18 protein-coding genes are annotated in these 23,238 nt (G+C 71.5%); 8 read left to right on the top strand and 10 right to left on the bottom strand.

Annotation, left to right across the window (positions count from 1 at the left end; all coding sequences use genetic code 11):
- Positions 1-49: 49 nt before the first annotated feature.
- Positions 50-3,829, bottom strand: coding sequence for an ABC transporter ATP-binding protein (locus OG844_RS32410; RefSeq protein WP_406395111.1), 3,780 nt, complete (start codon positions 3,827-3,829; stop codon positions 50-52).
- Positions 3,830-4,097: 268 nt separating this feature from the next.
- On the opposite strand from OG844_RS32410, the gene OG844_RS32405 reads away from it, so the two are divergent.
- Entirely contained in the window at positions 4,098-4,460 is a 363-nt protein-coding gene (locus tag OG844_RS32405) for a hypothetical protein (protein WP_406395109.1), read from the top strand.
- A gap of 76 nt (positions 4,461-4,536) precedes the next feature.
- Here OG844_RS32405 and OG844_RS32400 read toward each other — a convergent pair whose 3' ends face one another.
- The 3 genes from OG844_RS32400 to OG844_RS32390 all read right to left on the bottom strand — a co-directional run bounded on the left by OG844_RS32400 (position 4,537) and on the right by OG844_RS32390 (position 8,815).
- Positions 4,537-6,219: a thiamine pyrophosphate-binding protein gene (locus OG844_RS32400; RefSeq protein WP_406395107.1), complete on the bottom strand. Its 1,683-nt coding sequence runs from the start codon at positions 6,217-6,219 to the stop codon at positions 4,537-4,539.
- Positions 6,216-7,193, bottom strand: coding sequence for an agmatinase (gene speB, locus OG844_RS32395; protein WP_406395105.1), 978 nt, complete (start codon positions 7,191-7,193; stop codon positions 6,216-6,218). The genes OG844_RS32400 and speB overlap by 4 nt, the downstream gene beginning before the upstream one ends.
- Before the next feature lie 152 nt (positions 7,194-7,345).
- Positions 7,346-8,815, bottom strand: a complete 1,470-nt coding sequence (locus OG844_RS32390; RefSeq protein WP_406395103.1) for a sodium:solute symporter — start codon at positions 8,813-8,815, stop codon at positions 7,346-7,348.
- A gap of 119 nt (positions 8,816-8,934) precedes the next feature.
- Between OG844_RS32390 and OG844_RS32385 the strand changes: the two genes are divergently transcribed.
- Positions 8,935-10,374, top strand: a complete 1,440-nt coding sequence (locus tag OG844_RS32385; RefSeq protein ID WP_406395101.1) for a PucR family transcriptional regulator — start codon at positions 8,935-8,937, stop codon at positions 10,372-10,374.
- Positions 10,375-10,399: 25 nt separating this feature from the next.
- Here the strand turns inward: OG844_RS32385 and OG844_RS32380 are convergent, their stop codons facing one another.
- Positions 10,400-11,719: a GntR family transcriptional regulator gene (locus tag OG844_RS32380; RefSeq protein ID WP_406395099.1), complete on the bottom strand. Its 1,320-nt coding sequence runs from the start codon at positions 11,717-11,719 to the stop codon at positions 10,400-10,402.
- Positions 11,720-11,766: 47 nt separating this feature from the next.
- On the opposite strand from OG844_RS32380, the gene OG844_RS32375 reads away from it, so the two are divergent.
- Complete coding sequence (locus OG844_RS32375; RefSeq protein WP_406395096.1) at positions 11,767-13,098, top strand: MFS transporter; 1,332 nt, start codon at positions 11,767-11,769, stop codon at positions 13,096-13,098.
- Between the two features lie 13 nt (positions 13,099-13,111).
- Here the strand turns inward: OG844_RS32375 and OG844_RS32370 are convergent, their stop codons facing one another.
- Complete coding sequence (locus OG844_RS32370) at positions 13,112-13,531, bottom strand: hypothetical protein (RefSeq protein ID WP_406395095.1); 420 nt, start codon at positions 13,529-13,531, stop codon at positions 13,112-13,114.
- Between the two features lie 105 nt (positions 13,532-13,636).
- On the opposite strand from OG844_RS32370, the gene OG844_RS32365 reads away from it, so the two are divergent.
- Entirely contained in the window at positions 13,637-14,047 is a 411-nt protein-coding gene (locus tag OG844_RS32365) for a RidA family protein (protein ID WP_406395093.1), read from the top strand.
- A 29-nt stretch (positions 14,048-14,076) separates the two neighbouring features.
- Here OG844_RS32365 and OG844_RS32360 read toward each other — a convergent pair whose 3' ends face one another.
- Positions 14,077-14,397, bottom strand: a complete 321-nt coding sequence (locus OG844_RS32360; protein ID WP_406396340.1) for a DUF5713 family protein — start codon at positions 14,395-14,397, stop codon at positions 14,077-14,079.
- Positions 14,398-14,552: 155 nt separating this feature from the next.
- Between OG844_RS32360 and OG844_RS32355 the strand changes: the two genes are divergently transcribed.
- Complete coding sequence (locus OG844_RS32355) at positions 14,553-15,128, top strand: M23 family metallopeptidase (RefSeq protein ID WP_406395091.1); 576 nt, start codon at positions 14,553-14,555, stop codon at positions 15,126-15,128.
- A gap of 103 nt (positions 15,129-15,231) precedes the next feature.
- On the opposite strand, the gene OG844_RS32350 is transcribed toward OG844_RS32355, so the two are convergent.
- Together OG844_RS32350 and OG844_RS32345 are read right to left on the bottom strand one after the other, a co-directional pair.
- Entirely contained in the window at positions 15,232-18,126 is a 2,895-nt protein-coding gene (locus OG844_RS32350) for an AfsR/SARP family transcriptional regulator (protein ID WP_406395089.1), read from the bottom strand.
- A 156-nt stretch (positions 18,127-18,282) separates the two neighbouring features.
- Positions 18,283-18,747 (bottom strand): Asp23/Gls24 family envelope stress response protein, encoded by a 465-nt coding sequence (locus OG844_RS32345; protein ID WP_406395087.1) that lies wholly within the window; start codon positions 18,745-18,747, stop codon positions 18,283-18,285.
- A gap of 268 nt (positions 18,748-19,015) precedes the next feature.
- On the opposite strand from OG844_RS32345, the gene OG844_RS32340 reads away from it, so the two are divergent.
- From OG844_RS32340 to OG844_RS32330, 3 genes are read left to right on the top strand one after another with little or no spacing between them, the layout of a single operon-like run.
- Positions 19,016-20,173 carry an acyl-CoA dehydrogenase family protein gene (locus tag OG844_RS32340; RefSeq protein ID WP_406395085.1) on the top strand — a complete coding sequence of 386 codons (1,158 nt, stop codon included), beginning with the start codon at positions 19,016-19,018 and terminating at the stop codon, positions 20,171-20,173.
- 20 nt (positions 20,174-20,193) lie between these two features.
- Entirely contained in the window at positions 20,194-21,069 is an 876-nt protein-coding gene (gene tesB / locus OG844_RS32335; RefSeq protein ID WP_406395083.1) for an acyl-CoA thioesterase II, read from the top strand.
- A gap of 28 nt (positions 21,070-21,097) precedes the next feature.
- Positions 21,098-22,069 carry a cation diffusion facilitator family transporter gene (locus OG844_RS32330; protein ID WP_406395081.1) on the top strand — a complete coding sequence of 324 codons (972 nt, stop codon included), beginning with the start codon at positions 21,098-21,100 and terminating at the stop codon, positions 22,067-22,069.
- Here OG844_RS32330 and OG844_RS32325 read toward each other — a convergent pair.
- Positions 22,066-23,226, bottom strand: coding sequence for an epoxide hydrolase family protein (locus tag OG844_RS32325; protein WP_406395079.1), 1,161 nt, complete (start codon positions 23,224-23,226; stop codon positions 22,066-22,068). The genes OG844_RS32330 and OG844_RS32325 overlap by 4 nt on opposite strands.
- Positions 23,227-23,238: the final 12 nt, after the last annotated feature.

The raw sequence follows: 23,238 nt of genomic DNA, 5'->3' as shown, positions 1-23,238 counted from the left end.
GCCGAGGCGGGCCGAAAGGTTCCGGAATCGGTGGAGCGGCCGGACGGTGTCACACGCCCGCCGGGGTGTCCTCCCCTATGTCCTCCCCTATGAAGGTGCGCCACAGCCGGGCGTACGTCCCGTCCCTGGCGAGCAGTTCGTCGTGCGTGCCGTCCTCGGCGACCCTGCCGTGGTCCATCACCACGACCCGGTCGGCGCGGGCGGCCGTCGTCAGCCGGTGTGCCACCACGAGCGTGGTGCGGCGGCCGGTCAGCCGGTCGGTGGCCTGGTTGACCAGTGCCTCGCTGGCGAGGTCCAGGGAGGCGGTCGCCTCGTCGAGGAGGAGGATGTCGGGGTCGACCAGCTCGGCGCGGGCGAGGGCGATCAGCTGGCGCTGGCCGGCCGAGAGGTTGCGGCCGCGCTCGGCGACCTCGTGCAGGTAGCCGTCCTCCAGGGTGGCGATCATGTCGTGCGCGCCGACCCCCCTGGCCGCCGCCTCCACCTGCGCGTCGGTGGCGTCGGGCAGGCCGTAGGCGATGGCGTCGCGGACCGTGCCGGCGAAGAGGTAGGCCTCCTGCGGTACGACTCCGAGCCGGTGCCGGTACGCGGTCATGTCGAGTGCGCGCAGATCCGTGCCGTCCGCCGTGACCCGCCCGCTCGTCGGGTCGTAGAAGCGGGCGACGAGCTTGACGAGCGTGGACTTCCCCGCTCCGGTCTCGCCGACGAACGCGACCGTCTGACCGGCCGGGATCCGCAGGTCGATGCCGGTGAGCGCCTCCTCCTCGCCCTTGCCGCCGTCGAAGGAGCCGTAGGCGAAGGAGACGTCCTCGAAAACGATCTCGCCGCGCAGCGAGGCGACGTCCTGCGGCGCTTCGTGGTCGGCCGTGGAGGTGGGCTCCCGGAGGAGCTCCTGGATCCGGCCGAGGGAGACCGTGGCCTGCTGGTAGCCGTCGAAGACCTGGGACAGCTGCTGCACGGGGGCGAAGAACAGGTCGATGTAGAGGAGGTAGGCGACCAGCGCCCCCGTGGTCAGCGTGCCGCTGTCGACGCGGCCCGCGCCGACGATCAGCACGGCGGCCGCCGCGACGGAGGCGAGCAGCTGCACGAACGGGAAGTACACGGAGATCAGCCACTGGCCGCGCACCCGGGCCTGGCGGTAGTGGTCGCTGCGGGCCGCGAACTGCTCGGCGCCGTCCTGCTCGCGCCGGAACGCCTGCACGATCCGCAGGCCGGAGACGGACTCCTGGAGGTCGGCGTTGACGACACTGATGCGCGTCCGGGCGAGCTCGTACGCCTTGACGCTCTTGCGACGGAAGAAGAACGTGCCGACGATCAGCAACGGCAGCGTCGCGAAGACGACCAGGGCCAGCTGGATGTCGAGGACGAGCAGGACGACGGTGATGCCGAGGAAGGTCACGACGGAGACGAAGGCCGTGACCAGACCGGTCTGGAGGAAGGTGGACAGCGCGTCCACGTCCGTGGTCATCCGGGTCATGATCCGGCCGGTCAGCTCGCGCTCGTAGTAGTCGAGGCCGAGCCGCTGGAGCTGCGCGAAGATCTTGAGGCGGAGCGAGTACAGGACGCGTTCGCCCGTACGGCCGGTCATCCGGGTCTCGCCGATCTGGGCCGCCCACTGCACGAGGACCGCGAGCAGGCCGAGGCCCGCCGCCGCCCAGACCGCGCCGAGCGCCATCTTGGTGACGCCGTCGTCGATGCCGTGCCGGATCAGTACGGGCAGGAGCAGGCCCATGCCCGCGTCGACGGCGACCAGTGCCAGGCTCACCAGCAGCGGGAGCCCGAAGCCGCGCAGCAGTCTGCGCAGCCCGTACGACTCCTCGGGACGGACCGCGCTCGCCTCGTCGATGCCCGGGGCGTCCGTGGCGGGCGGCAGCGCGGCGACCTGGGCGAGGAGCTCGGGGGTCGCGGGCATGCCGGCCGCGGCCGTGTCGCGCTGCTCCTCCTTGCGGATCCACAGCTCGGGGGTGACGCCGCGCTCCGCGTCGAACTCGGCCTCCAGTTCGTCCTGGAGCGCGCGGTCGTCGTCCTCGGGCGCCCCGGTCATGACCGGCCGGTGGCCCGGTGAGGTGCCGCCCAGTTCGTCGGGGTCGGTGAGGAGCCTGCGGTAGAGCGCGGAGCGCTGCTCCAGCTCCGCGTGCGTGCCGATGTCCGCGAGCCGCCCCTGGTCGAGGACCGCGATGCGGTCGGCGAGGCCGAGGGTGGAGCGGCGGTGCGCTATCAGCAGGGTCGTGCGACCGGCCATGACCTGTGCCAGGGCCTCGTGGATCTCGTGCTCCACCCGGGCGTCGACGGCGGAGGTGGCGTCGTCGAGGAGGAGCAGCCGGGGGTCGGTGAGGATGGCGCGGGCGAGCGCGACGCGCTGGCGCTGGCCGCCGGAGAGGGTGAGCCCGTGCTCGCCGACCGTGGTGTCGTACCCCTCGGGCAGCTCGGAGATGAAGCCGTGGGCCTGGGCGGCGCGGGCGGCCTGCTCGATCCGCTCCTGGGTGGCCCCCGGGAATCCGTACGCGATGTTGGCGCGGATCGTGTCGGAGAAGAGGAAGCTGTCCTCCGGTACGAGCCCGATGGCGGCCCGGAGAGAGTTCTGGGTCAGCTCGCGGACGTCGTGGCCGCCGACGAGGACGGCGCCGTGCGTCACGTCGTAGAAGCGCGGCAGCAGGAGCGAGACGGTGGACTTGCCGCTGCCGGAGGCGCCGACGACGGCGACCGTCTCGCCGGGCTCGATGGTCAGGGAGAAGCCGTCGAGTACGGGGCGCTCCTCGTCGTAGCCGAAGCGCACGTCGTCGAACTCGACGCGGGCGGGGGCGTCGGCCGGGAGTTCCTTCGTGCCGTCCTGCATGGACGGTTCGGTGTCGATCAGCTCCAGGACGCGCTCCACACCGGCCCGTGCCTGCTGGCCGACGGTCAGGACCATGGCGAGCATCCGGACGGGGCCGACGAGCTGGGCGAGATAGGTGGAGAAGGCGACGAACGTGCCGAGGGTGATCTCGCCGCGGGTGGCGAGCCAGCCGCCGAGTGCCAGCATGGCGACCTGGCCGAACGCGGGGACGGCCTGGAGGGCGGGGGTGTAGCGGGAGTTCAGCCTGATGGTGCGCAGCCGGCCCGCGAAGAGCCTGCGGCTGACCTCGCGGAGCTTGCCCGTCTCCTGTTCCTCCTGCCCGAATCCCTTGACGACCCTGACTCCGGACACGGCCCCGTCCACCACTCCGGCGACTGCGGCGGCCTGGCTCTGCGCGTACCAGGTGGCGGGGAAGAGACGGGTGCGGGAGCGGCGGGCGATGAACCAGAGGGCGGGGGCGACGGCGAGGGCGATGAGGGTCAGGGGCAGCGAGAGCCACGCCATGATCACCAGGGAGATGATGAAGAGCAGGATGTTCCCGATGGTCATCGGGAGCATGAAGAGGAGCCCCTGGATCAGCTGCAGGTCGCTGGTGGCACGCCCGACGACCTGCCCGGTCGACAGCTCGTCCTGCCGCTTCCCGTCGAGCCGGGTGATCGTGGTGTACATCTCGGTGCGCAGGTCGTGCTGTACGTCGAGGGCGAGCCGGCCGCCGTAGTAGCGGCGGACGAAGGTGGCGGCGTAGACGAGGACGGCGGCGCCGATGAGGAGGCCGGTCCAGACGCCGAGGGAACGGGTGTGGTCGCCGACGACGTCGTCGATGATCACCTTGGTGATCAGCGGGACGAGGGCCATCACGGCCATGCCGGCGAGCGACGACCCGAGCGCCAGTACGACATTGCGCCGGTAACGCCACGCGTATCCGGTCAGCCGCCGGCCCCACCCCTGTCGGTCGGCGCCCTGTTCCTCCGCGCCCTGCACCTTCGTGCCCGCCACCCCGTGCCTCCAGTCCGCCCCGCTGTCCCACTTGACCTACCGCACGTCACCAACGCGGTCAGCTGCGGATTTCATCCCGCTGCAACAATTCTCGGCCCATGGTCGGAGACGGTACCCGGGTGGTCCTAGGACCACCCGGGGGTGAGAGGGGCGCCTTCGGCCGGGCTTCCGCACGCCGGGGCGGGCGGGTTCGGCCGGTGGGTGACCCGGGTAGTCATGTTCGCCGACGGACTCAGGATCGACGGGTGACGAAGGGGACAAGGGCTCCATGGCGAACAGCGGGCACGCGGAGGCATTCCGCTGCGGACAGCTCTACGCCGCGCTTGCGGCGCTGCAGAGGTACAGCGACGGACCGCATCATTCGCTGGGCAGGCCCGCGACGGTGAAGGACATCCTGAGATCACCTTCGAAGGTGCTCAACGATCATCTGTGGCGGGCCGGGAAGTACCTGATCACTGCGCACAACAAGGGGAACGGAGCGGAGGCGGCGGTGCTCTTCCGGTCGATCCCCGATCTCCTGCCGACGCGGAAGGAACCTCCGTTCGCCCTCGACGCCGGGCAGCGGGAGCAGTTCCAGCTCGGTGCCGAGGCCCAGAAGGCCGAGATCGAGAAGACCCTCCAGTCGCTGTAGGCGCCCGTGGTGCCCGGAGGCACGGCCGTCCGGGCACCCGGGGCACGGTTCACCCGGGTGCCCGGACAGCAGGTGCTCACAGGTGTGTCGGCTCGAACATCCTCAGCAGGGCGGGGAGCACGACCACCGACGGGCCGGGGCTCGCCAGGGCCTTCCCCAGGTCGGCTGCCAGGGACTCCGGCGTGGTGAGGACCGCGGGGACGCCGAAGGACTCGGCCAGGGCGACGAAGTCCGGCCGGGTCAGTTCCGTCGCCGTGGCCTCGCCGAAGGCGCCCGTCATGTACTCGCGCAGGATGCCGTAGCCGCCGTCGTCGACGATCAGCCAGGTGACGGGCAGGTCGTACTGCCGCGCGGTGGCGAGCTCGGCGATCGAGTACATCGCGCCGCCGTCGCCGGAGACCGCCAGCACGGGCTTCGTACGGTCGGCCGCCGCTGCGCCGATCGCGGCCGGGAAGCCGTAGCCGAGGCCGCCCGCGCCCTGCGCCGAGTGCATCGTGTTGGGGTGGCGGGCGTCGAAGGCGGACCAGGCCCAGTAGGCGAGGATCGTCATGTCCCAGAAGCTGGGCGAGGTGTCGGGCAGTGCCTCGCGGACCGAGGCGAGCACCTGCTGCTCCAGGGTGAGGTCCTGGGCGGCGATCCTGTCGTGGACGGCCCCCAGCACCGTCGCGACGCGCTCGGGCGCGGTCCCGTCCTCGCGGGCCTCCACCGCGTCCAGGAGGTCGTCGAGGGCCTCGCGGGCGTCGGAGTGGATGCCGAGCGCGGGGTGGTTGGACTCCAGCTTCCCGGCGTCGGCCTCGATCTGGATGACCCGGCCGCGGGGAGCGAACGTGTGGTAGTTCGAGGAGAGTTCGCCGAGCCCGGAGCCGACGACCAGCAGCACGTCCGCGGACTCCAGGAAGTCCGTGGTGTGCCGGTCCTCCAGCCAGGACCGGAGCGAGAGCGGGTGCTCCCAGGGGAAGGCGCCCTTGCCGCCGAACGTGGTGACGACGGGGGCGTTGATCTTCTCCGCGAGCGCGCGCAGCTTGCCGGTCGCGTCGGACCGTACGACTCCGCCGCCCGCGATGATCGCGGGCCGCTCGGCGTTCGACAGCAGGTGGGCTGCCGCGACGGTCAGTTCGGGGCGCGGGTACACCTCGCGCGGGGTCGCGTCGAGTGCGCTGACCACCGGCAGGACCGTCTCGGCGAGCAGCACGTCCTGCGGGATCTCCACCCAGACAGGCCCGTGCGGAGCGGTGAGCGCGGACTCCCAGGCGGCGGCGATCGCGGACGGGATCTGCGAGGCCGTGCGCACGGTGTGCACGGACTTCACGATGTCGCGGAACGACGCCTTCTGGTCGCGGAGTTCGTGCAGGTAGCCGTGGCGTCCGCCGCCGAGCCCGGCGGTCGGGATCTGGCTGGAGACCGCCAGGACGGGTGCGGACGCCGCCGCCGCTTCCTGGAGTGCGGCGAGGGAGGTCAGCGCGCCCGGTCCGGTGGAGAGGAGCAGCGGGGCGACCTCGCCGGTGATCCGGCCGTAGGCGTCGGCGGCGAAGCCCGCGTTGTTCTCGACGCGCAGCCCGATGTACGCGAGGGAGGAGCGCCGCAGGGCGTCGAACATGCCGAGCGCGTGCTGGCCGGGCAGTCCGAAGACGGTGGTGGCGCCGAGGCCCCGGAGGGTCTCGATCACGAGGTCTCCGCCGTTGCGTCCGGTCGGCGGGCTCAGGGCCGCTTCGGCCTGCGCGGGGGTGAGCCCGGGCCGGTCGTCGTGGTCGTGGCTCACTTGCCCTGTGCTCCCTTGGCCGCCGCGATCTGGCGGGCCATGATCGTCGTGAGTTCGTACGCCGTGTGGGAGGCGGCGACGGAGGTGATCTCCGCGTGGTCGTACGCGGGGGCCACCTCGACCAGGTCGGCGGAGACCAGGTTGCAGGAGGAGAGGCCGCGCAGGATCTCCAGGAGTTCGCGCGAGGTCAGGCCGCCGGCCTCGGGGGTGCCGGTGCCGGGGGCGTGCGCCGGGTCCAGGACGTCGATGTCGATGGAGATGTAGAGCGGCCGGTCGCCGATGCGCTGGCGCAGCTGGTCGGCGATCTCGTCGACGCCGCGCCGCATGACGTCGGCGGAGGTGACGATGCCGAAGCCCATCTTCTCGTCGTCGGTGAGGTCCTGCTTGCCGTACAGCGGGCCGCGTGTGCCGACGTGGGAGAGCGCCTCGGTGTCGAGGATGCCCTCCTCGACGGCCCGGCGGAACGGGGTGCCGTGGGTGTACTCGGCGCCGAAGTAGGTGTCCCAGGTGTCCAGGTGCGCGTCGAAGTGGAGCAGGGCGACGGGGCCGTGCTTCTTGGCGACGGAACGCAGCAAGGGCAGCGCGATGGTGTGGTCGCCGCCGAGGGTCATCAGGCGGGCGCCGGTGGAGAGCAGGTCGTCGGCGGCGGCCTCGACCGTGTCGACGGCCTCGTTGATGTCGAACGGGTTCGCGGCGATGTCACCGGCGTCGGCGACCTGGGCGAGGGCGAACGGGGAGGCGTCCTGCGCCGGGTTGTAGGGGCGCAGGAGGCGGGAGGCCTCGCGGATGGCGTTGCCGCCGAAGCGCGCGCCGGGACGGTAGGAGACGCCGCTGTCGAAGGGCACGCCGACCACGGCGATGTCGGTGGTGCCGACCTCGTCGAGCCGCGGCAGCCTGGCGAACGTCGCGGGACCGGCGTACCGCGGGACGCGGGAGGAGTCGACGGGGCCGCGCGGCGATTCGTTGCTGCTCATGGTCGGAGTGCCTTTCCTTCGGTTTTCGTACGGTATCCAGTGTGCGGGGTGCGACGGTGTGCCGGCCCCCACGGCAACGGTTCCGTCCTCGATCGCCGGGCGGGCCCGGATTGCGCTCGGGCCCGCCCGGCGATCGGGGACGACGAGGGGGTTCAGGTGGTGGCCGGCTCCGGGGCGGGCGCCGGCTCGGCGTCCGCACTCCTGCCCGCCAGCCGTTCGCGCCAGGCGACGAGCACCGCGGCGTCCGTCGGCTTCGTCGCCGGCGAGACGATCACGTACACGGCGAGCGAGGCGAGCAGTCCGTAGTAGACCGGCTCGTTGGCGAGGATTCCGTACGTCGCCATCAGCCCGATCACCGCGACGCCGCCCACACAGACGGAGGCCAGCGCGCCCGCGGCCGTGCCCCTGCGCCACAGGAGGCCGCCCAGGATCGGCACCAGGAGCCCGCCGACGAGCAGGTTGTAGGCGACGGTCAGGGCCTCGACGACGTTGTTGAGCGCGATGGCGATGGCGATGACGGCGATACCCATGATCAGGATGAAGACCCGGTTGCCCTTCACCTCGTCACGCTCCTCGCCGTCCCCCGTGCCGACCGCTCCCCGCAGCCGCGACCAGATGTCGTTGTTGGCGACGGTCGCGCAGGCGATCAGCGCACCGGAGGACGTCGACATCACCGCGGCGAGCGCGGCTGCCAGCACCAGGCCGCGTACGCCGACCGGCAGTTCGTCCTTGACGATGGTCGCGAAGGCGGCGTCCGCGCTGGGCAGGTTCGGGTACATGACCTTGGCCGCCGTGCCGATGACGGCCCCGGCGACCGCGTACACCAGGCAGTAGGTACCGGCGACGGTTCCGCCCCAGCGTGCCGTGCGGTCGCTGCGGGCCGTGAACACGCGCTGCCAGATGTCCTGGCCGATCAGCATGCCGAAGGTGTAGATCAGGACGTACGTGAAGACCGTCTCGCCGCCGATGCCCAGCGGGTCGAAGTACTCGGTGGGCAGCTGGGCCTTCATCTCGCTGAAGCCACCCGCCTTGATGACCGCGATGGGCAGGAGCAGCAGCAGGACGCCGATCGTCTTGACCACGAACTGCACCATGTCGGTGAGCGTGATCGACCACATGCCGCCGAGCGTCGAGTACGCGACGACGATGGCGCCGCCGAGGATGATCGAGAGGGTGCGGTCGAGGTCGAAGAGGACGTCGAAGATCGTGGCGTACGCGATCGTGGAGGTGACCGCGAGCATCAGCGTGTAGGACCACATGACGACGCCGGATATGAGCCCCGCCCTGCCGCCGTAGCGCAGGTCGAGCATCTCGGAGACCGTGTAGACCTTCAGCCGGGCGATGCGGGCCGAGAAGAAGACGGACAGGGCGAGCAGCCCGAGGCCGATGGTGAAGACCATCCAGGCGCCGGAGAGCCCGTACTGGTAGCCGAGGCCGACCCCGCCGATCGTCGAGGCGCCGCCGAGGACGATCGCCGCCATGGTGCCGGAGTACATCCAGGGGCCGAGCCGCCGACCGGCGACCAGGAACTCGCTCTTGGACTTGGCGCGGCGCATGCCCCACCAGCCCATGGCGAGCATGCCGGCCAGATAGACGACGATCACTGCGTAGTCGACAGCCATGGGCTTCCTCCGTCTCGTCTCGGTACACGGGGCGTGCGTCGAGAACGGTAGGTGGCCGGAAGCCGACGCTGAAGTGTACGTTTTATCCACTCCCAGCACTTCGAATGGATGGACCGTCCATGCCGGACTCCCCCGCCGGGCCGCCGACCCCGCCCATCCCGCTGGCCGAACTGCTGGCCAGGGAGGAACTCGGGCTGCGCCGGATCGCCGGTCCGGACCACGCGGATCTGCTGTGGGTGCACACCTCGGAGATGGCCGACCCGTATCCGTATCTGCTCGGCGGCGAGCTTCTGCTGAGTGCCGGGGTGCTGCTCACCGACCCGGACACGTACGTGGCCCGGCTGGTGGAGGCGGGGGCGGCGGCGCTCGGTTTCGGGGTGGCACCGGTGCACGACACGGTGCCGGCGGCGCTGGTGGAGGCATGCGACCGGCACGGTCTGCCGCTGCTGGAAGTGCCCCCTCAGACCCCCTTCACGGCGATCGCGCGGGCGGTGTGGCGGCTGATGGCGGAGGCCCGCCACCGCGAGCTGCGCCGGGTGACCCGCGCCCAGCAGGCCCTGGCGACGGCAGCCGCACGACCCGACCCGGTGCCGGCGGTGCTCCACCAGCTCGCCGTACAGCTGGAGGGCCGGGTGGTGCTGCTCACCGGGGAGGGCGAGGAGCTGCACACGGCCGGCGGCCGGCAGTCGCCGGACGAGCGTGCGGCCCTGGCCCAGCTGTCCCGGGTGGTCTCCTCCGGCCGGCGGGCCTCCCCGGCTTCGGCGACCGACACCCTGGACGGCACGCAGCTCGCCGCCTACGCGCTCAGCGGCGGCCAGGGGCTGGCCCTGGCTCTGGCGACCCGTCGGCGCCATCCCGGCGACCACACCGTCGCCGGGATCGCCGTCGTCCTGCTCGCCCTGCTGACCGCCCCGCACCAGGGCGCGGACGCGGCGGGCCGTGCGGCGGCGCTCGTACGGATGCTGCTGGGGGCGCCCCCGGAGCAGGTGGCGCCGCTCCTCTCGGAGGACGGCGCACCCTGGACGGTGGTCCATGCCCGGCGCTCGGACGGCACGGCCCCCGACCCGCTCACCGCGGGAGCACTCGGTGCGTCGCTGGGCTCCGCCCTGGTCGACGCGAACGGCGAAACGGTACGGGTCCTGCTCACCGGTGGCCGCGGGGCGACGGCGCAGCCGGGCTGGATCCTCGGCGCGTCGGCCCCCTCCCCCGCCACGGCCCTGCCCACCGCCGACACCGAGGCGGCCCGCGCCCTGGGCCGCGCGGAGGCCACCCGCTCCCCGCTGGTCACGCACCGTGCCGGTTCCGGAGGCCTGGCGGCCCTGGTCCCCGCCGACCTCGCCGAGGCACACGCCCGTACCCTCCTGGCCCCGCTCACCGCACCCCTGGCCGAGACGCTGCGGTGCTGGCTGAGCCTGCACGGCAGCTGGGACCGGACGGCCGTGGCCCTGCGGATCCACCGCAACACGGTCCGCCAGCGCATCGCACGCTGCGCGGAGCTGCTGGAGGCGGACCTGGACGACATGGACGTACGCGCGGAGTTGTGGCTGGTGCTGCGCTGACGGCCGCCGCCACTACCGGGCAGCCCTAACCGCCGTACACCGCTTGTGACTCCGCGAGGGTGTCCGCGAAGTCGCGGGCGAGAAGCTGGGATTCGGCGGGGGTCAGGGTGGCGGTGGTGACGCGCACACCGGGCGGGGACGCGATACGGAAACGAGTGCCCGCCGCGGTCCACCAGCCGCGTGTGCGCAGCCCGTTGACGACGGCGGACTCGTCCCGGACGGGCACCCACACGTTGAGGCCGCTCACGCCGTGGGAGGAGATGCCGTGCTGCCCCAGCGCGGCGCCCAGGGCATCGCGGCGAGCGGTGTACGTGTCGGCGGCCCCTGCCACCAGCCGGGTCACCGCCGGGTCGGTCAGGAGATCCGCCACGGTCGCCTGCAGGATGTGGCTGACCCATCCGGAGGTCAGCAGCATCCGGCCGTCGTGGCGCGCGAGGGTGGCGGGGTCGCAGGCGAGGGCTGCCCAGCGCAGATCGATGCCCAGGTGCTTGGACACGGTGCGCACCTGCGCCCAGCGGGGCAGTGCGCCGGAGGTGAGACTCACCGCGGCCGCGCCGGCGATGTCCGCGTTGTGATCGTCCTCCACGACCAGCACGTCGGGGAAGTCGCCTAGCACGGAGAGGAGTTCGTCCCTGCGCCCTACGGTGAAGCGCCCGCCGAGCGGGCTCTGGGCGCGGGGGCTGCACACCAGCGCGCGTGCCCCCGCGCGCAGGGCAGCCCGCAGCGCCTCGGGGCGGATGCCCTCGTCGTCGACCGCGACCGGCAGCATGCGCAGCGCGAGTGCCGGGACGAGGTCGAGGAGGTGGTGGAAGCCGGGATCCTCCACGGCCACGGCGTCTCCGGGCCTGAGCTCGGTGGAGAGCAGCCGGGCGATGCAGTCCAGCGCTCCGTGGGCGAACGTCACCGAACCGGTGGGCACGCCGTCGCGGGCGAACCAGTCGTGGGCCGCCTCCTCGAGTGCGGCGAGCCTCGGGGCGGCACGGTGCGATCCGGGCACGGGCTCCACCCTCGTGGGCGGGGTCAGCACCGGAAGGCAGGCGGGATCGGGGTGCCCGCCCGCCAGGTCACGCAATCCGGACGGCACCCGGGGAGGCCGCCGCGAGGTGACGACGGGAGCGGACGCCACCACCGTGCCGCCGCGCCCCAGGGTCACCACCACTCCGCGCCCGCGCAGCTCCTTGTAGGCGGCCGCCACCGTGCCCGCGCTCACGCCCAGTTCCTCGGCGAGCCTGCGCACCGGGGGCAGCGAGGAGCCCGGGGGGAGCGCGCCGTCGGCCACGCGGCTTTCGACGGAGGCGGAAATCTCCCTGGCCGTACCACCCGTGATCCCATATTGTTCTGCCACAGAGGCAAGTTTGTACCGATACAAAATGCGTGTCAAGGGGGATCCTGATGCAGCCGACACCGAGCCGCGTCCCGTTCGTCCGGCGCCTTGCCGTCCCGGGCGGCCGGGACGGACGGCTGATGCTGGTGGTCGCGATCATCGACAAGGTCGGCACCGGCCTGTGGATGGGCGTGGCGACGCTCTACTTCGTCTACGTCACACATCTGTCGGTCTCTCAGATAGGCATGCTGCTGGGGGTGTCCGGCATCCTCGGCATCGCCGGGCCCCCGCTCGCCGGGCGGCTGGCCGACCGCTTCCCCGTCACCCGCCTGCTGGTCGCCGCCCAACTGGTCAGGGGTGCGGCCCTGGTGGCGTTGCTGACCACGCACGACTTCGGGCTGCTGGTCCTCTACTCGGCACTGGGCGCGCTGCCCGACCGTGCGTCGAGCGTGCTGACCAAGCTGTTCGCCGCACGCGTGGCCGGCCCGCAGCGCGTCCGCTACCAGGCGATCCAGCGCACCGCGGTGAACATCGGATGGGCCGTGGGCGGTACGGGAGCCGCTGCCGTACTCACGGTCGGAACCGTCCTCGCCTACCAGGTACTGCTCCTCGCCAACGCCGCGTCCTACCTGGTCATGGCGCTCCTCACGCTCCGGTGCACGGAGCCGCCCGCCCCCAGCCGTGTCGTGGCCGGGCCCGGTGGCGCCGCCGCCGGGAAGGCCCTTCCGGTCGTACGCCCCGAGGGGGCGACGCCCTGGCGCGACCGGCGCTATCTCGCCTTCACCGCTACGGAGATCTGGCTGTTCCTGGACGACAGCGTGCTCCAGGTCGGATTCCCGCTCTGGATCGTCCACGCCACCAGTGCCCCGGTCGGGCTGGCACCACTCGTCCTCGTCCTCAACAGCGTTCTGGTGATAGCGCTCCAGGTCCCCCTGTCCCGCTTCGGGGAGACCCGGGCCGCGGCGCGTCGCCTGCTCGTCCCGATCAGCGCCGTGTTCCTGACGGGAGGAGTGGCGCTCGCGGCCTCGGCCGGAGGCGGCCCCTGGTTCGCCACCGGCGCCGTCGTCGTCGCGGCCGTCGCCTTCACCCTGGCGGAGATCCTGCACTCCCTCTCCTCCTGGGAACTCTCCGTCGCCCTCGCACCCCCTGAGGCGCAGGGCGCCTACGTCGGGGTGCACGGTCTTGCCCAGTCGGCGCAGCGCAGCCTGGGCCCTGTCGTCGTCGGGGCCGCGGTGAGCGCCGGCCCGCCGGCCTGGCCGGTGCTCGGCGCCACCCTGGCGCTGGCCTGCCTGGCCCAGCACCGGCTGGTCCGGCCGAAGGCCGCCTCGGACGCCCCCGAGGTGCGGGCTCGCCCGAGTACCGAGAAGCCGACGGAGGCGCGGACTTCCGACGGCTCCTGACGCCCTCGTCCGCTCACCCGTGGGGACGTACCGGCGCAGGCGTCAGGGCCACCCTCCTCAGCGTGCCCGCCTCGTTGATCAGCAGCTCCGGCACATGGTCCTCGTAGAACCGGATCTGCCCGATGACGCCCTCGGTCCCGCAGTGGCGGGCCAGCCGCTCCAGGAGCGCGTCCAGATCGGGGAGGAGCTCGGCGTGCACCTCCTGCCGCGCGGTGAGCGCCCAGCCGTCGCCGGTTCGGGCGACCTCCCCCACCAGGAGCCCGCCGACGCGCATCGCGGGCCCGCGTTCGGCGAGCAGTGGCACCGGGCCGTCCGGCTCGTCGTCCTGACCGTCCGGAAGTATCCCGAGGTGCCGGCGAAGTTCGTCCATCACGGCGCCCGGCACGGAGGCCCGTAGGTCCAGTGCGAGATCCACTGCGTACATGTCACCCATTCCCGCAGCTTAGGGGTCCTCCGGGCGGGCCGGCCGAAAAGGCGAGGCGGGGGCGGGGAACTCTTGTGAGGATGAGGGCACTTCGACCCAGGAGGCCTGAACACCATGCCCGGTACCGTCACGTTGATCCGTTCCGCCCGGTTGTCCGATGTCGCCGAGTACGCCTACGCGGCCACGGCACCCGCCGGCGCACGGCCGGTCTTCCTCGCCGGGGCGTGCCCGCTGAACGAGGACGGCTCGACGGCGGCTGTCGGCGACTACGCGGGCCAGGCGGCGAAGGCGTTCGAGAACATGCGGACCGCTCTCGCGGCCGCCGGCGCCCGCCTGGAGGACGTCATCAGTACGCGGGTGCTCGTCGCGTCCACGCGACGGGAGGACCTGGTAACCGCCTGGGACGTGGTCCGGGCAGCGTTCGGAGAGCATGACGCCCCGAGTACGTTGCTGGGCGTCACCGTGCTCGGCTACACCGACCAGCTCGTGGAGATCGAAGCCGTCGCTGCGGTGCTCGACTCCTGACGCGGCTCCCGATACCGCCCCGCCCTCCGTCACCAATCCCGGGTGGCGATCAGCTCCTCCACGTCCGCGTCCGCGAACCCGTACGCCGTCGCGATGCACCGGAAGTTCTCGGCTATCTCCTCGCGGGCGACGGTCTCGATCTCGCTCCCGGCCGCCTCGAACTCGGCCTCCAGGGCGTTGAACTCGTCGGTCGCCGCCGTCGTCAGCACGTACAGCGCCGCCAGGTCGGCGGGGCGCTCGGCCTCTATCCGTTCGCAGAGCCGGACCAGGACGGCCCTGCCCTTGTCCACGACGCGGTCGGGGAAGTACCCGTCCTCGTAGAGCCCCCGCAGGAACGCGTACTCCGTCATGCGCTGGTTCGTGATCGCCACGGCGATCCCCCGTCCACTCGGTGATCCGTCGTCCCGATGCTGCACCACAGCACTGACAACACCGGGCGGAATGTATCCGCTGTGTATGCCCGCCTCCTTGAATCGCCGTGTCACCCGACGACAAGGGGAGAACCATGCACAGGAATTTTCGCCGGTCGCTGATCACCATGAGCGCGGTCGCGGCCACCGCGCTCACCGTTCCGGCCGCTGTCGCGGCGCCGGTCGTGGACTCGTCGGAGGCCGCCGTGGCCGCGCGGCCCGCCTTCAAGATGCCCTTCGAGTGCAACCAGACCTGGCTCGGCAGCAATTGGTCGGGGCACAGTCCCGCGCACGCGATCGACTGGAACCACTACGACGCGAACGGCACCCCCGACGACGAGGGCCGCCGGGTGTTCGCCAGTGCCGGTGGCACGGTGCTCGAATCGTATTACTCGACGGGCGCCGGATACGGGAACACGATAGTCATCGGTCACGGGGGCGGCTGGCAGACGCGGTACGCCCATCTGAAGACTCGTTCGGTGGCCGCCGGCGCCACGGTGAACGTGGGCCAGAAGATCGGCGAGGTCGGCAACACGTCCGCCCTGTACGACATCACCCCCCACCTCCACTACGAGCAGAAGCTCAACGGCGCGGTCGTCGTCGCGGTCGTCCAGGGCGTCACGTGGAGCGACTACCTCAAGCGCAACCAGGTCAGCACCAACAGATGCTGATCCGCCGTCGGGTGTTGCCGGTAGGACGGGCCGGCACCCGATGACCCCTTGTACCAGGTGCGGGTGCGACGGCGGTCGCACCCGCACCTGCCTGTCCCGGCGCTCAGCGCATCGAGCGGAGCTTGGCATCCACCAGTCCGGCCTCGTCGGAAAGGCCCAGGCGGCGCCAGGTCGCGAGGGAGCGGTGGAAGTAGTGCCGCGCGGTCTGCTTGCGGCCGGTCGCGTCGTGCAGCTCGCCCAGCAGGCCGGCCACCCGGGCCTCGGCGCGGCGGTCCCCGAGCTGCTGCTGCACGGCGAGTGCCCCGATCAACAGCGCCGACGCCTCACCGGCATCGCCCTGCCGCAAGCACAGTTCCGCGATGCTCTGCTGCACGTATGCGGCGCAGTGCAGGTCGGCCAGCTCGTCGAAGATGCCGAGGGCCCGCTCCAGTTCGCCGCGCGCCGACTGCGGTTCGCCACGCAGCTCGTGCAGCACGGCGACCCTGCGGCGCACCTGTGCCTCGCGGTGCCGGTCCCCGTCGGCACGGGACAGCTCCAGGGCCCCGCTCAGCCAGCCGGCCGCGGTCTCCGGGTCCTTGCGCTCCAGCCAGACGGAGGCGATCGCGTTGCGTGCCACCGCCTCGCCGTGCCGGTCGCCGGCCGCGGCGAATTCCTGGAGCGCGGCGGTGAACGTCACGAGTGCGGTGCTGAGATCACCCACGACCCGGTGGACCGAGCCGGCCCCCACCGCGGCGATCGCTTCCCCCGTCGGGTGACCGAGCTCGGCGAAGAGCGCCCTGGCCCGGTCGAAGGAGGCGAGCGCGTCGGGGTACCGGTCCTGGTAGAGATGCAGTTGGCCGAGGTTGCGCAGCAGGGCCGCCGCCCTGAGGTCGTCGTGGTGCGGCATGGCGTCGAGCACGAGCCGGTGGGTCCGCAGCCAGTCCCCGTAGTAGCCCCGCATGTCGAAGAAGCCCGCCAGTTCGATCGCGAGGTCGGCGGCCCGGTCGGTCCGCCCGAGCCGGACGGCTGCGTCGACTCCGGCGACGAGGTTGCGGTGCTCGCTCTCGAACCAGTCCACTGGCCGGGCGCGCACCGTGGAGGCGACAGCATGCGCCGGTCCGTCCGGTAAGCCCCGCTCGTCGGGATCGCCCAGCACGCCGAGGAAGCGGGTGGGCATGGCGGCGTTGGCGGAGCGGGAGAGGGCGATGAGTGCGTCGATGACCCGGAGGCGCCGCCGCAGCCGTATCTCCTGATTGTCCGTCAAGGCTATTTCCCGGGCGTAGGACCGCAGCAGATCGTGCATGCGGTAACGGTTCAGACCGAGATCGTCCCTGCCCACGACTTCGACGAGGTGTTCGTCGAGCAGGGTCTCCAGGCCCCCCTTCGTATCGCTGTCGCACCCCGTGGCAACGGCGACGAGCCAGCCAGGGACGGCGTCGTCGGGCAGGTCACCGAACGTACGGAAGGCATGGGCTGCGGGCTCGGGCAGATGGCGGTAACTGAGTTCGGCGCCGGCCCGCACCTCCAGCTCACCTCCGGAGCCGACCGCCCCGAGGCGGCCGCGCTCGTCGCGCAGCGAGTCGGCCAGCGTGCCGACGCTCCAGCCGGGCCGGTTCACGAGCCGGGCGGCCGCGATCCGTACCGCCAGCGGCAGTGATCCGCACTCGGCGAGGACTCGGTCGGCGTCGGCTCCCTCCCTGCGCAGCCGGTCCGCGCCGACGATGGCCCCGAACAGGGCACGGGCGTCGTCGTGCCGCATCAGCCCGAGCGGGCAGGCGTGCGCCGGCAGACCGGGCATCCGGCGCCGCGAGCTGACCAGCACCGCCGAGCCGCCGGTGCCGGGCAGCAGCGGGCTCACCTGTGCGCTGTCCAGGGCGTCGTCGAGCACGATGAGGAAGCGCCGCTGGGCCAGGCGGGACCGGAACATCGCGGCGCGTTCGCCCGGTTCACCGGGTATCGCGCTGTCGATGACGCCCAGGCCACGCAGCATCTCGGCCAGGACGTCCGCCGCCTCACGGGGGCATTCGCTCGTTCCGGCCAGGTCGACGAAGAGCTGCCCGTCGGGGAACGCGTCACGCACCCGGTGGGCGACATGCACGGCCAATGTGGACTTCCCGGCGCCCGGCGGCCCCGACACCGCCGCGACCACGGGCTGTCGGCCGGCGGTGGACAGTAGCTCCTCCAGGTCGGCGACCTCGACGGCGCGACCGGTGAAGTCGGGTATGTCCATCGGGAGTTGGCGGACGGGAACGGGCGTTGCTGCGCGGCGGCGGCCGGTGTAGCCGTTGACCTCGGCGCCGATGGCCCGCAGCGGTTCGCTCGGCCCGATCCCGAGCTCTGCGGCGATCACGTGCTCCGCCTCGGCGTACGCGGACCGCGCCTCGGCGCTGCGGCCCGCGTCGTTCAGCGCGTGCACGAGCATCCGCCACAGGTCCTCCCGCAGAGGGCTCTCGGTCAGCCGGGACCGCAGGCCGGATACCAGGTGGGCGTAGTCCCCGAGCCGGAGCCGCAACTCCAGGCACTCGTCGGCCGCGAGCGACCGCAGCCCTTCCAGGCGCGTGACGGCCGGGTCCCACACCACGCTGGAGGCCACGTCCTGGAGCACCCCGCCGCGCCACAGCCCCAGGGCCGTTTCGTAGGCGCGCAGTGCGGCGGCGTCCTCACCGCGCTCGCGGGCGGCACGGGCCGCCGCGAGCCGCTGCTCGAAGAGCAGCAGGTCCACCTGCCCGGGTGCGACGTCCAGCGAGTAGCCGGAGGTCTCGGTACGCAGTCCGTCGACCGCCGCGGGAGGCAGCCGCAACCGTAGCGTCCGTACATACGTGCGCACGTTGGCGACTGCGGACCGAGGTGCGCCACCGGGCCACAGGACCTCCGTCAGCAGGTCCAGTGAGACGAAGCCGTTCGGCTGGAGCAGCAGAGTCGCCAGTACGGCTCGGGGCTTGGCTCCGCCGATCCGTACCGGGACACCGTGCGCCTTCACCTGGAGCGGCCCCAGGACTCCGAATGTCGGCTCCCCCACCGCAGGCCTCCGCGCTCTCGGCAACTGCGGTGCAGCGTAACGATGTTCGACGACTCTCCAGACGAAATCCGGGTGACGACTCCCACTCGATCCGTTCAGCGCTCGCCGCCGGTCCCGACGCCTCGGCGGGAAAGACCCGGCAGGCGGTCGCGCGGCTCACTGCACGCGGGCGGACGCCCGGCGGCGGTTCTCCTCGTCCTCGCTGCCCTCTTCCTCCTCACCCGGAACATGGACGTCGAAGACGTTGATGTTGATCTCGACGACCTCCAGACCGGTCATCGTCTCCACCGCGTCCGTCACATGAGTCCTGACCTGCTCGGCGAGCTCATGGATCGGGATGCCGTACTCCACCACGATGTCGACATCGATCGCCGTCTGCTTCTCCCCCACTTCCACCTTGACGGCGCGTCCGTGTCCGGACGACCCGGACACCCGCCCGGTGACGGCACCCAGGGCCCTCGACGCTCCTCGGCCGACGGAATACACGCCGTCCGTCTCGCGGATGGCGATTCCGGCGATGGTCGCCACCACGTTGTCGGCAATGGTGGTCCTGCCGCGCCCGGCCTGACCTCCACTCCTGTCTGTCGTTGAACTCCCGCCCAGGGACTCGACATCAGCCATGACTGCCTCACAGAGGGTTGTGGCGACGAGGCTGCCCTCGTCCTCGTCGGCTCCTTTTTCACTGTGCGCCCGACCGTCGCCCGCCGCCATTCGGGTGTACGCAGCGCTCGGCGTCAGCACTCTCTGCTACGAGGCCGGAGGTGGAGGTGCAGGCGTGCCGAGCATCACCCTGGACAGCAACGGTGACCGCCGGGTAACTTTCAGAGGTCTGAGCAAGCGCTTAGCCAGTGACCCGAGCCGATGCTGAAGCTGACACAGGAGGCACCCCGTGCGCCGTACGGTTTACAACGAGGACCACGAGGCGTTCCGGGAGACCGTCCGCGCCTTCATCGAGGCCGAGGTCGTCCCCGTCTACGACGAGTGGTTCGCAGCGGGCCAGGCGCCCCGCGACTTCTACTACAAGCTCGCCGAGCTGGGCATCTTCGGCATCGAGGTGCCCGAGGAGTACGGCGGCGCGGGCATGGAGACCTTCAAGTTCGAGGCCATCCTGTACGAGGAGACCACCCGCGCGGGCATCTCCTTCGGCGGCTCCGGGGTGCACGTCCTGCTCTGCCTGCCCTACCTCAAGGCATACGCCACCGAGGAGCAGAAGAAGCGCTGGCTGCCCGACTTCGTCTCCGGCAAGTCGATGTACGCGATAGCCATGACCGAGCCGGGCACCGGCTCGGACCTGGCCGGCATGAAGACGACCGCCAAGCTCTCCGAGGACGGCACGCACTACGTCCTCAACGGCGCGAAGACGTTCATCACCGGTGGCGTCCACGCCGACAAGGTCATCGTCTGCGCCCGCACGGACGCCCCCAAGGCGGACGACCGCCGCCACGGCATCTCCCTCCTGGTCGTCGACACCAAGTCCGAGGGCTACTCGGTCGGCCGCAAGCTCGACAAGCTCGGCCTGAAGGTCTCCGACACCGCCGAGTTGGCGTTCGTCGACGTCAAGGTGCCCGTCGATGACCTGCTGGGCGAGGAGAACAAGGGCTTCTCCTACCTCGGCCAGAACCTCCCGCAGGAGCGCCTCGGTATCGCCGTCGGCGCGTACGGCCAGGCCAAGGCCGCCATCCGCTTCGCCCAGCAGTACGTACAGGACCGCACGGTCTTCGGGAAGTCCGTCGCGTCCTTCCAGAACACCAAGTTCGAACTGGCCGCCTGCAAGGCCGAGGTCGACGCGGCCGAGGCCGTCTGCGACCGGGCGATCGAGGCCCTGGACGCCGGTGAACTCACCGCCGCCGAGGCCGCCTCGGCGAAGCTGTTCTGCACCGAGGTCGCGCACCGCGTGATCGACCGCTGCCTCCAGCTGCACGGCGGCTACGGCTTCATGAACGAGTACCCGATCGCCCGTCTCTACACGGACAACCGGGTCAACCGCATCTACGGCGGCACCAGCGAGGTCATGAAGTCGATCATCGCCAAGTCCATGGGCCTGTAAGAGCGGCTACGTTCTCCTCCATGAGCGCAGCACTTGAATCCCTGCTCGATCTGCTCGACCTGGAGCAGATCGAGCAGGACATCTTCCGGGGCATGAGCCGCAGCGCGGTCGTGCCCCGGGTCTTCGGCGGCCAGGTCGCGGCGCAGGCGCTGGTCGCCGCGGGCCGTACGGTGCCGACGGACCGGTCGGCCCACTCCCTGCACGCGTACTTCCTGCGCCCCGGGGATCCGGGCGCACCGATCGTCTACACCGTGGACCGCATCCGTGACGGGCGGTCCTTCGCCACCCGCCGGGTCGTCGCGGTGCAGCACGGCAAGCCGATCTTCCACCTCTCGGCCTCCTTCCAGGCGTACGAGGAGGGCATGGACCACCAGGCGGCCATGCCGTCCGCCCCGGACCCGGAGACCCTGCCCACGGCCGCACAGATGCTGCCCCGGTACGCGGACCGCTTCGCCGATCCGCTGATGGTGGACCGGCTGCTCGAGGCGCGGGCCGCGGTCGACCTGCGGTACGTGGACGCCCCGCCGTTCGCCACGGCGGGCGAACCGCGCGAGCCGCGGTCCCAGGTGTGGTTCCGGACGCACGGCAAGCTGGCGGACGATCCCCTGCTGCACGTCTGCATGGCCACGTACGTCTCCGACATGACGCTGCTCGACTCGGTGCTGCTCGCCCACGGGCGCGGCGGCTGGGCGGTCGGCGACGTGGTGGGGGCCAGCCTGGACCACGCGATGTGGTTCCACAGGCCCTTCCGCGCCGACGAATGGCTGCTGTACGACCAGGAGTCGCCGTCGGCCTCCGGCGGGCGCGGTCTGGGCCAGGCCCGGATCTACACGGCGGACGGACAGCTGGCCATCACGGTCATCCAGGAGGGCGTGGTCCGCGTCCCGCGGGACTGAAGACCCGTATACGGACATACTCCCCACCATGAGTGACGAGAAGAGCCATGGTGGGGAGTCCACGTTCACCGTCGTCGTCGCGGCTGCGGCCAACCTCGGTATCGCTGTGGCGAAGCTGGTGGCGGGCCTGATCAGCGGTTCGAGCGCGATGCTCTCGGAGGCCGCGCACTCGGTGGCCGACACCGTCACCGAGGTCATGCTCCTCACCGCGCTCAGGCGCAGCCGGAAGCCGGCCGACGAGGAGCACCCGCTGGGCTACGGCCCCGAGCGGTACATCTGGGCGATGCTCGCCTCCGTCGCCACGTTCGTCGGCGGCGCGGTCTTCTCGCTCTACGACGGCGTCCACACCCTGGTCCAGGGGGAGGACCTCGGCGACCCGCTCGTGTCCTACATCGTGCTCGCCGTCGCCTTCCTGCTGGAGGGCTACTCGCTGCGCACGGGGGTCCGGCAGGTCCGGAGCGAGGCGGCCGGCCTCGGGGTCCCCGCGCCCCGCTATCTGCGCCGCACCCCCGACACCGCGGTCAAGGCCGTCGTGATGGAGGACTCCGCCGCGCTGATCGGTCTCCTGCTGGCCGCCGGCGGTCTGCTCGGCGGTCAGCTCTCCGGATCGGGGATGTGGGACGGCATCGCGTCCGTGCTGATCGGCGTCCTCCTGGTGTACGTGGCCTGGGTGCTCTGCCGGTCCAACGCCCAGCTGCTGATCGGACGTCCGGTGTCGGCGGCGATGCGGGCGGGGGTGCGGGAGGAGCTGCTCTCCGTCCCGCACATCATCGACGTGCTGGAACTGACCACGCTCATCCAGGGCCCGGACGAGGTGCTGATCGCGGCGAAGGTCGACTTCCGGGACGTGGCGAGTGCCGAGCAGGTCGAATGGGCGTGCGAGGAGGCGGACGAGCAGCTGCGGGAGCGGTATCCGTCGGTCCGCCGGGTCTATCTGGATCCGACGCCGGGCCTCGGTCAGCGGCGCCGGGCCCGGCGCGGTACGGACGAGGGGTCCTAGAGGCCCGCGAAGAACTCCCGCACGTCCTCGACCAGCAGATCGGGCTGTTCCAGGGAGAGGAAGTTGCCACCGCGTTCGAACTCGGTCCAACGCACCACGTTGTGGTCGCGCTCGGCGTACCGGCGGATGGCGACGTCCGACGGCAGCGCGACGACGACCGCGGTCGGGACCGTACCGCGCTCCTTGGGCGCCCAGGCGCTCGGGTCGTGGGCCGCCTCGTAGTACAGGTGGGCCGAGGAACCCGCCGTACCGGTGAACCAGTACAGGCTGACGTTGGTCAGCAGCCGGTCCCGGTCCACCGCGTCCTCGGGCAGTTCCTTCGCCGTGTCGGTCCACTCCTTGAACTTCTCCACGATCCAAGCGAGTTGACCGACCGGCGAGTCGTGCAGTCCGTAGGCCACCGTCTCGGGCCGGGTCGACTGGATGGCGTTGAAGCCCATCTTGTCGTCGCGGAACTGCTGCAGCCGCTCCAGCCGGGTCTGCTCGCCCTCGGTGAGGCCGGCGAAGTCCGCGGGGTCGTCCGACGGGAAGGTGACCAGGCCGTTCACATGGATGCCCACCACGTGGTCGGGCGTGATCCGGCCCATCTCACCGGCGATCCAGGCGCCGCCGCCGTTGCCCTGGACGCCGTAGCGCTCGTAGCCGAGACGGGCCATGAGGGTCGTGAACGCGGCGGCGATCCGGCCGGTGTTCCAGCCGGGCGAGGAGAGCGGCCCGGAGAAGCCGATGCCGGGCGTGGACGTGACGACGACGTGGAAGTCGCGCGACAGCGGCTCGATGACGTCGGTGAACTGGACGAACGACCCCGGCCAGTCGTGGATCAGCAGCAGCGGGGTGGCGTCGGCCCTGTCCGAGCGGACGTGCGCGAAGTGGATGTTCTGCCCGTCGATCTCGGTGAGGTACTGCGGGAACCCGTTCAACCGGTCCTCGGCCTTGTGCCAGTCGAATCCGTCCGCCCAGTACGCGGCGAGCCCCTTCAGGTAGTCGGCGGGTACGCCGCGCGACCAGCCCTCGACGCCGGGCACCCCGGTGTTCCAGCGGGTGCGGGAGAGGCGGTCGTGGAGGTCGTCGATCTCGGCCTGCGGGATCTCGACCCGGAAGGGCCGGACGGCGTCGGCGTGGACGTTCGAGCTGGTGGTGCTGGTGCTGTTCTCCATGAGCAGAATTCT

It is taken from the genome of Streptomyces sp. NBC_00887, from assembly GCF_045207585.1.
The sequence above is the reverse complement of the archived record's forward strand: the minus strand, read 5'-3'. Positions and strand labels throughout refer to the sequence as shown.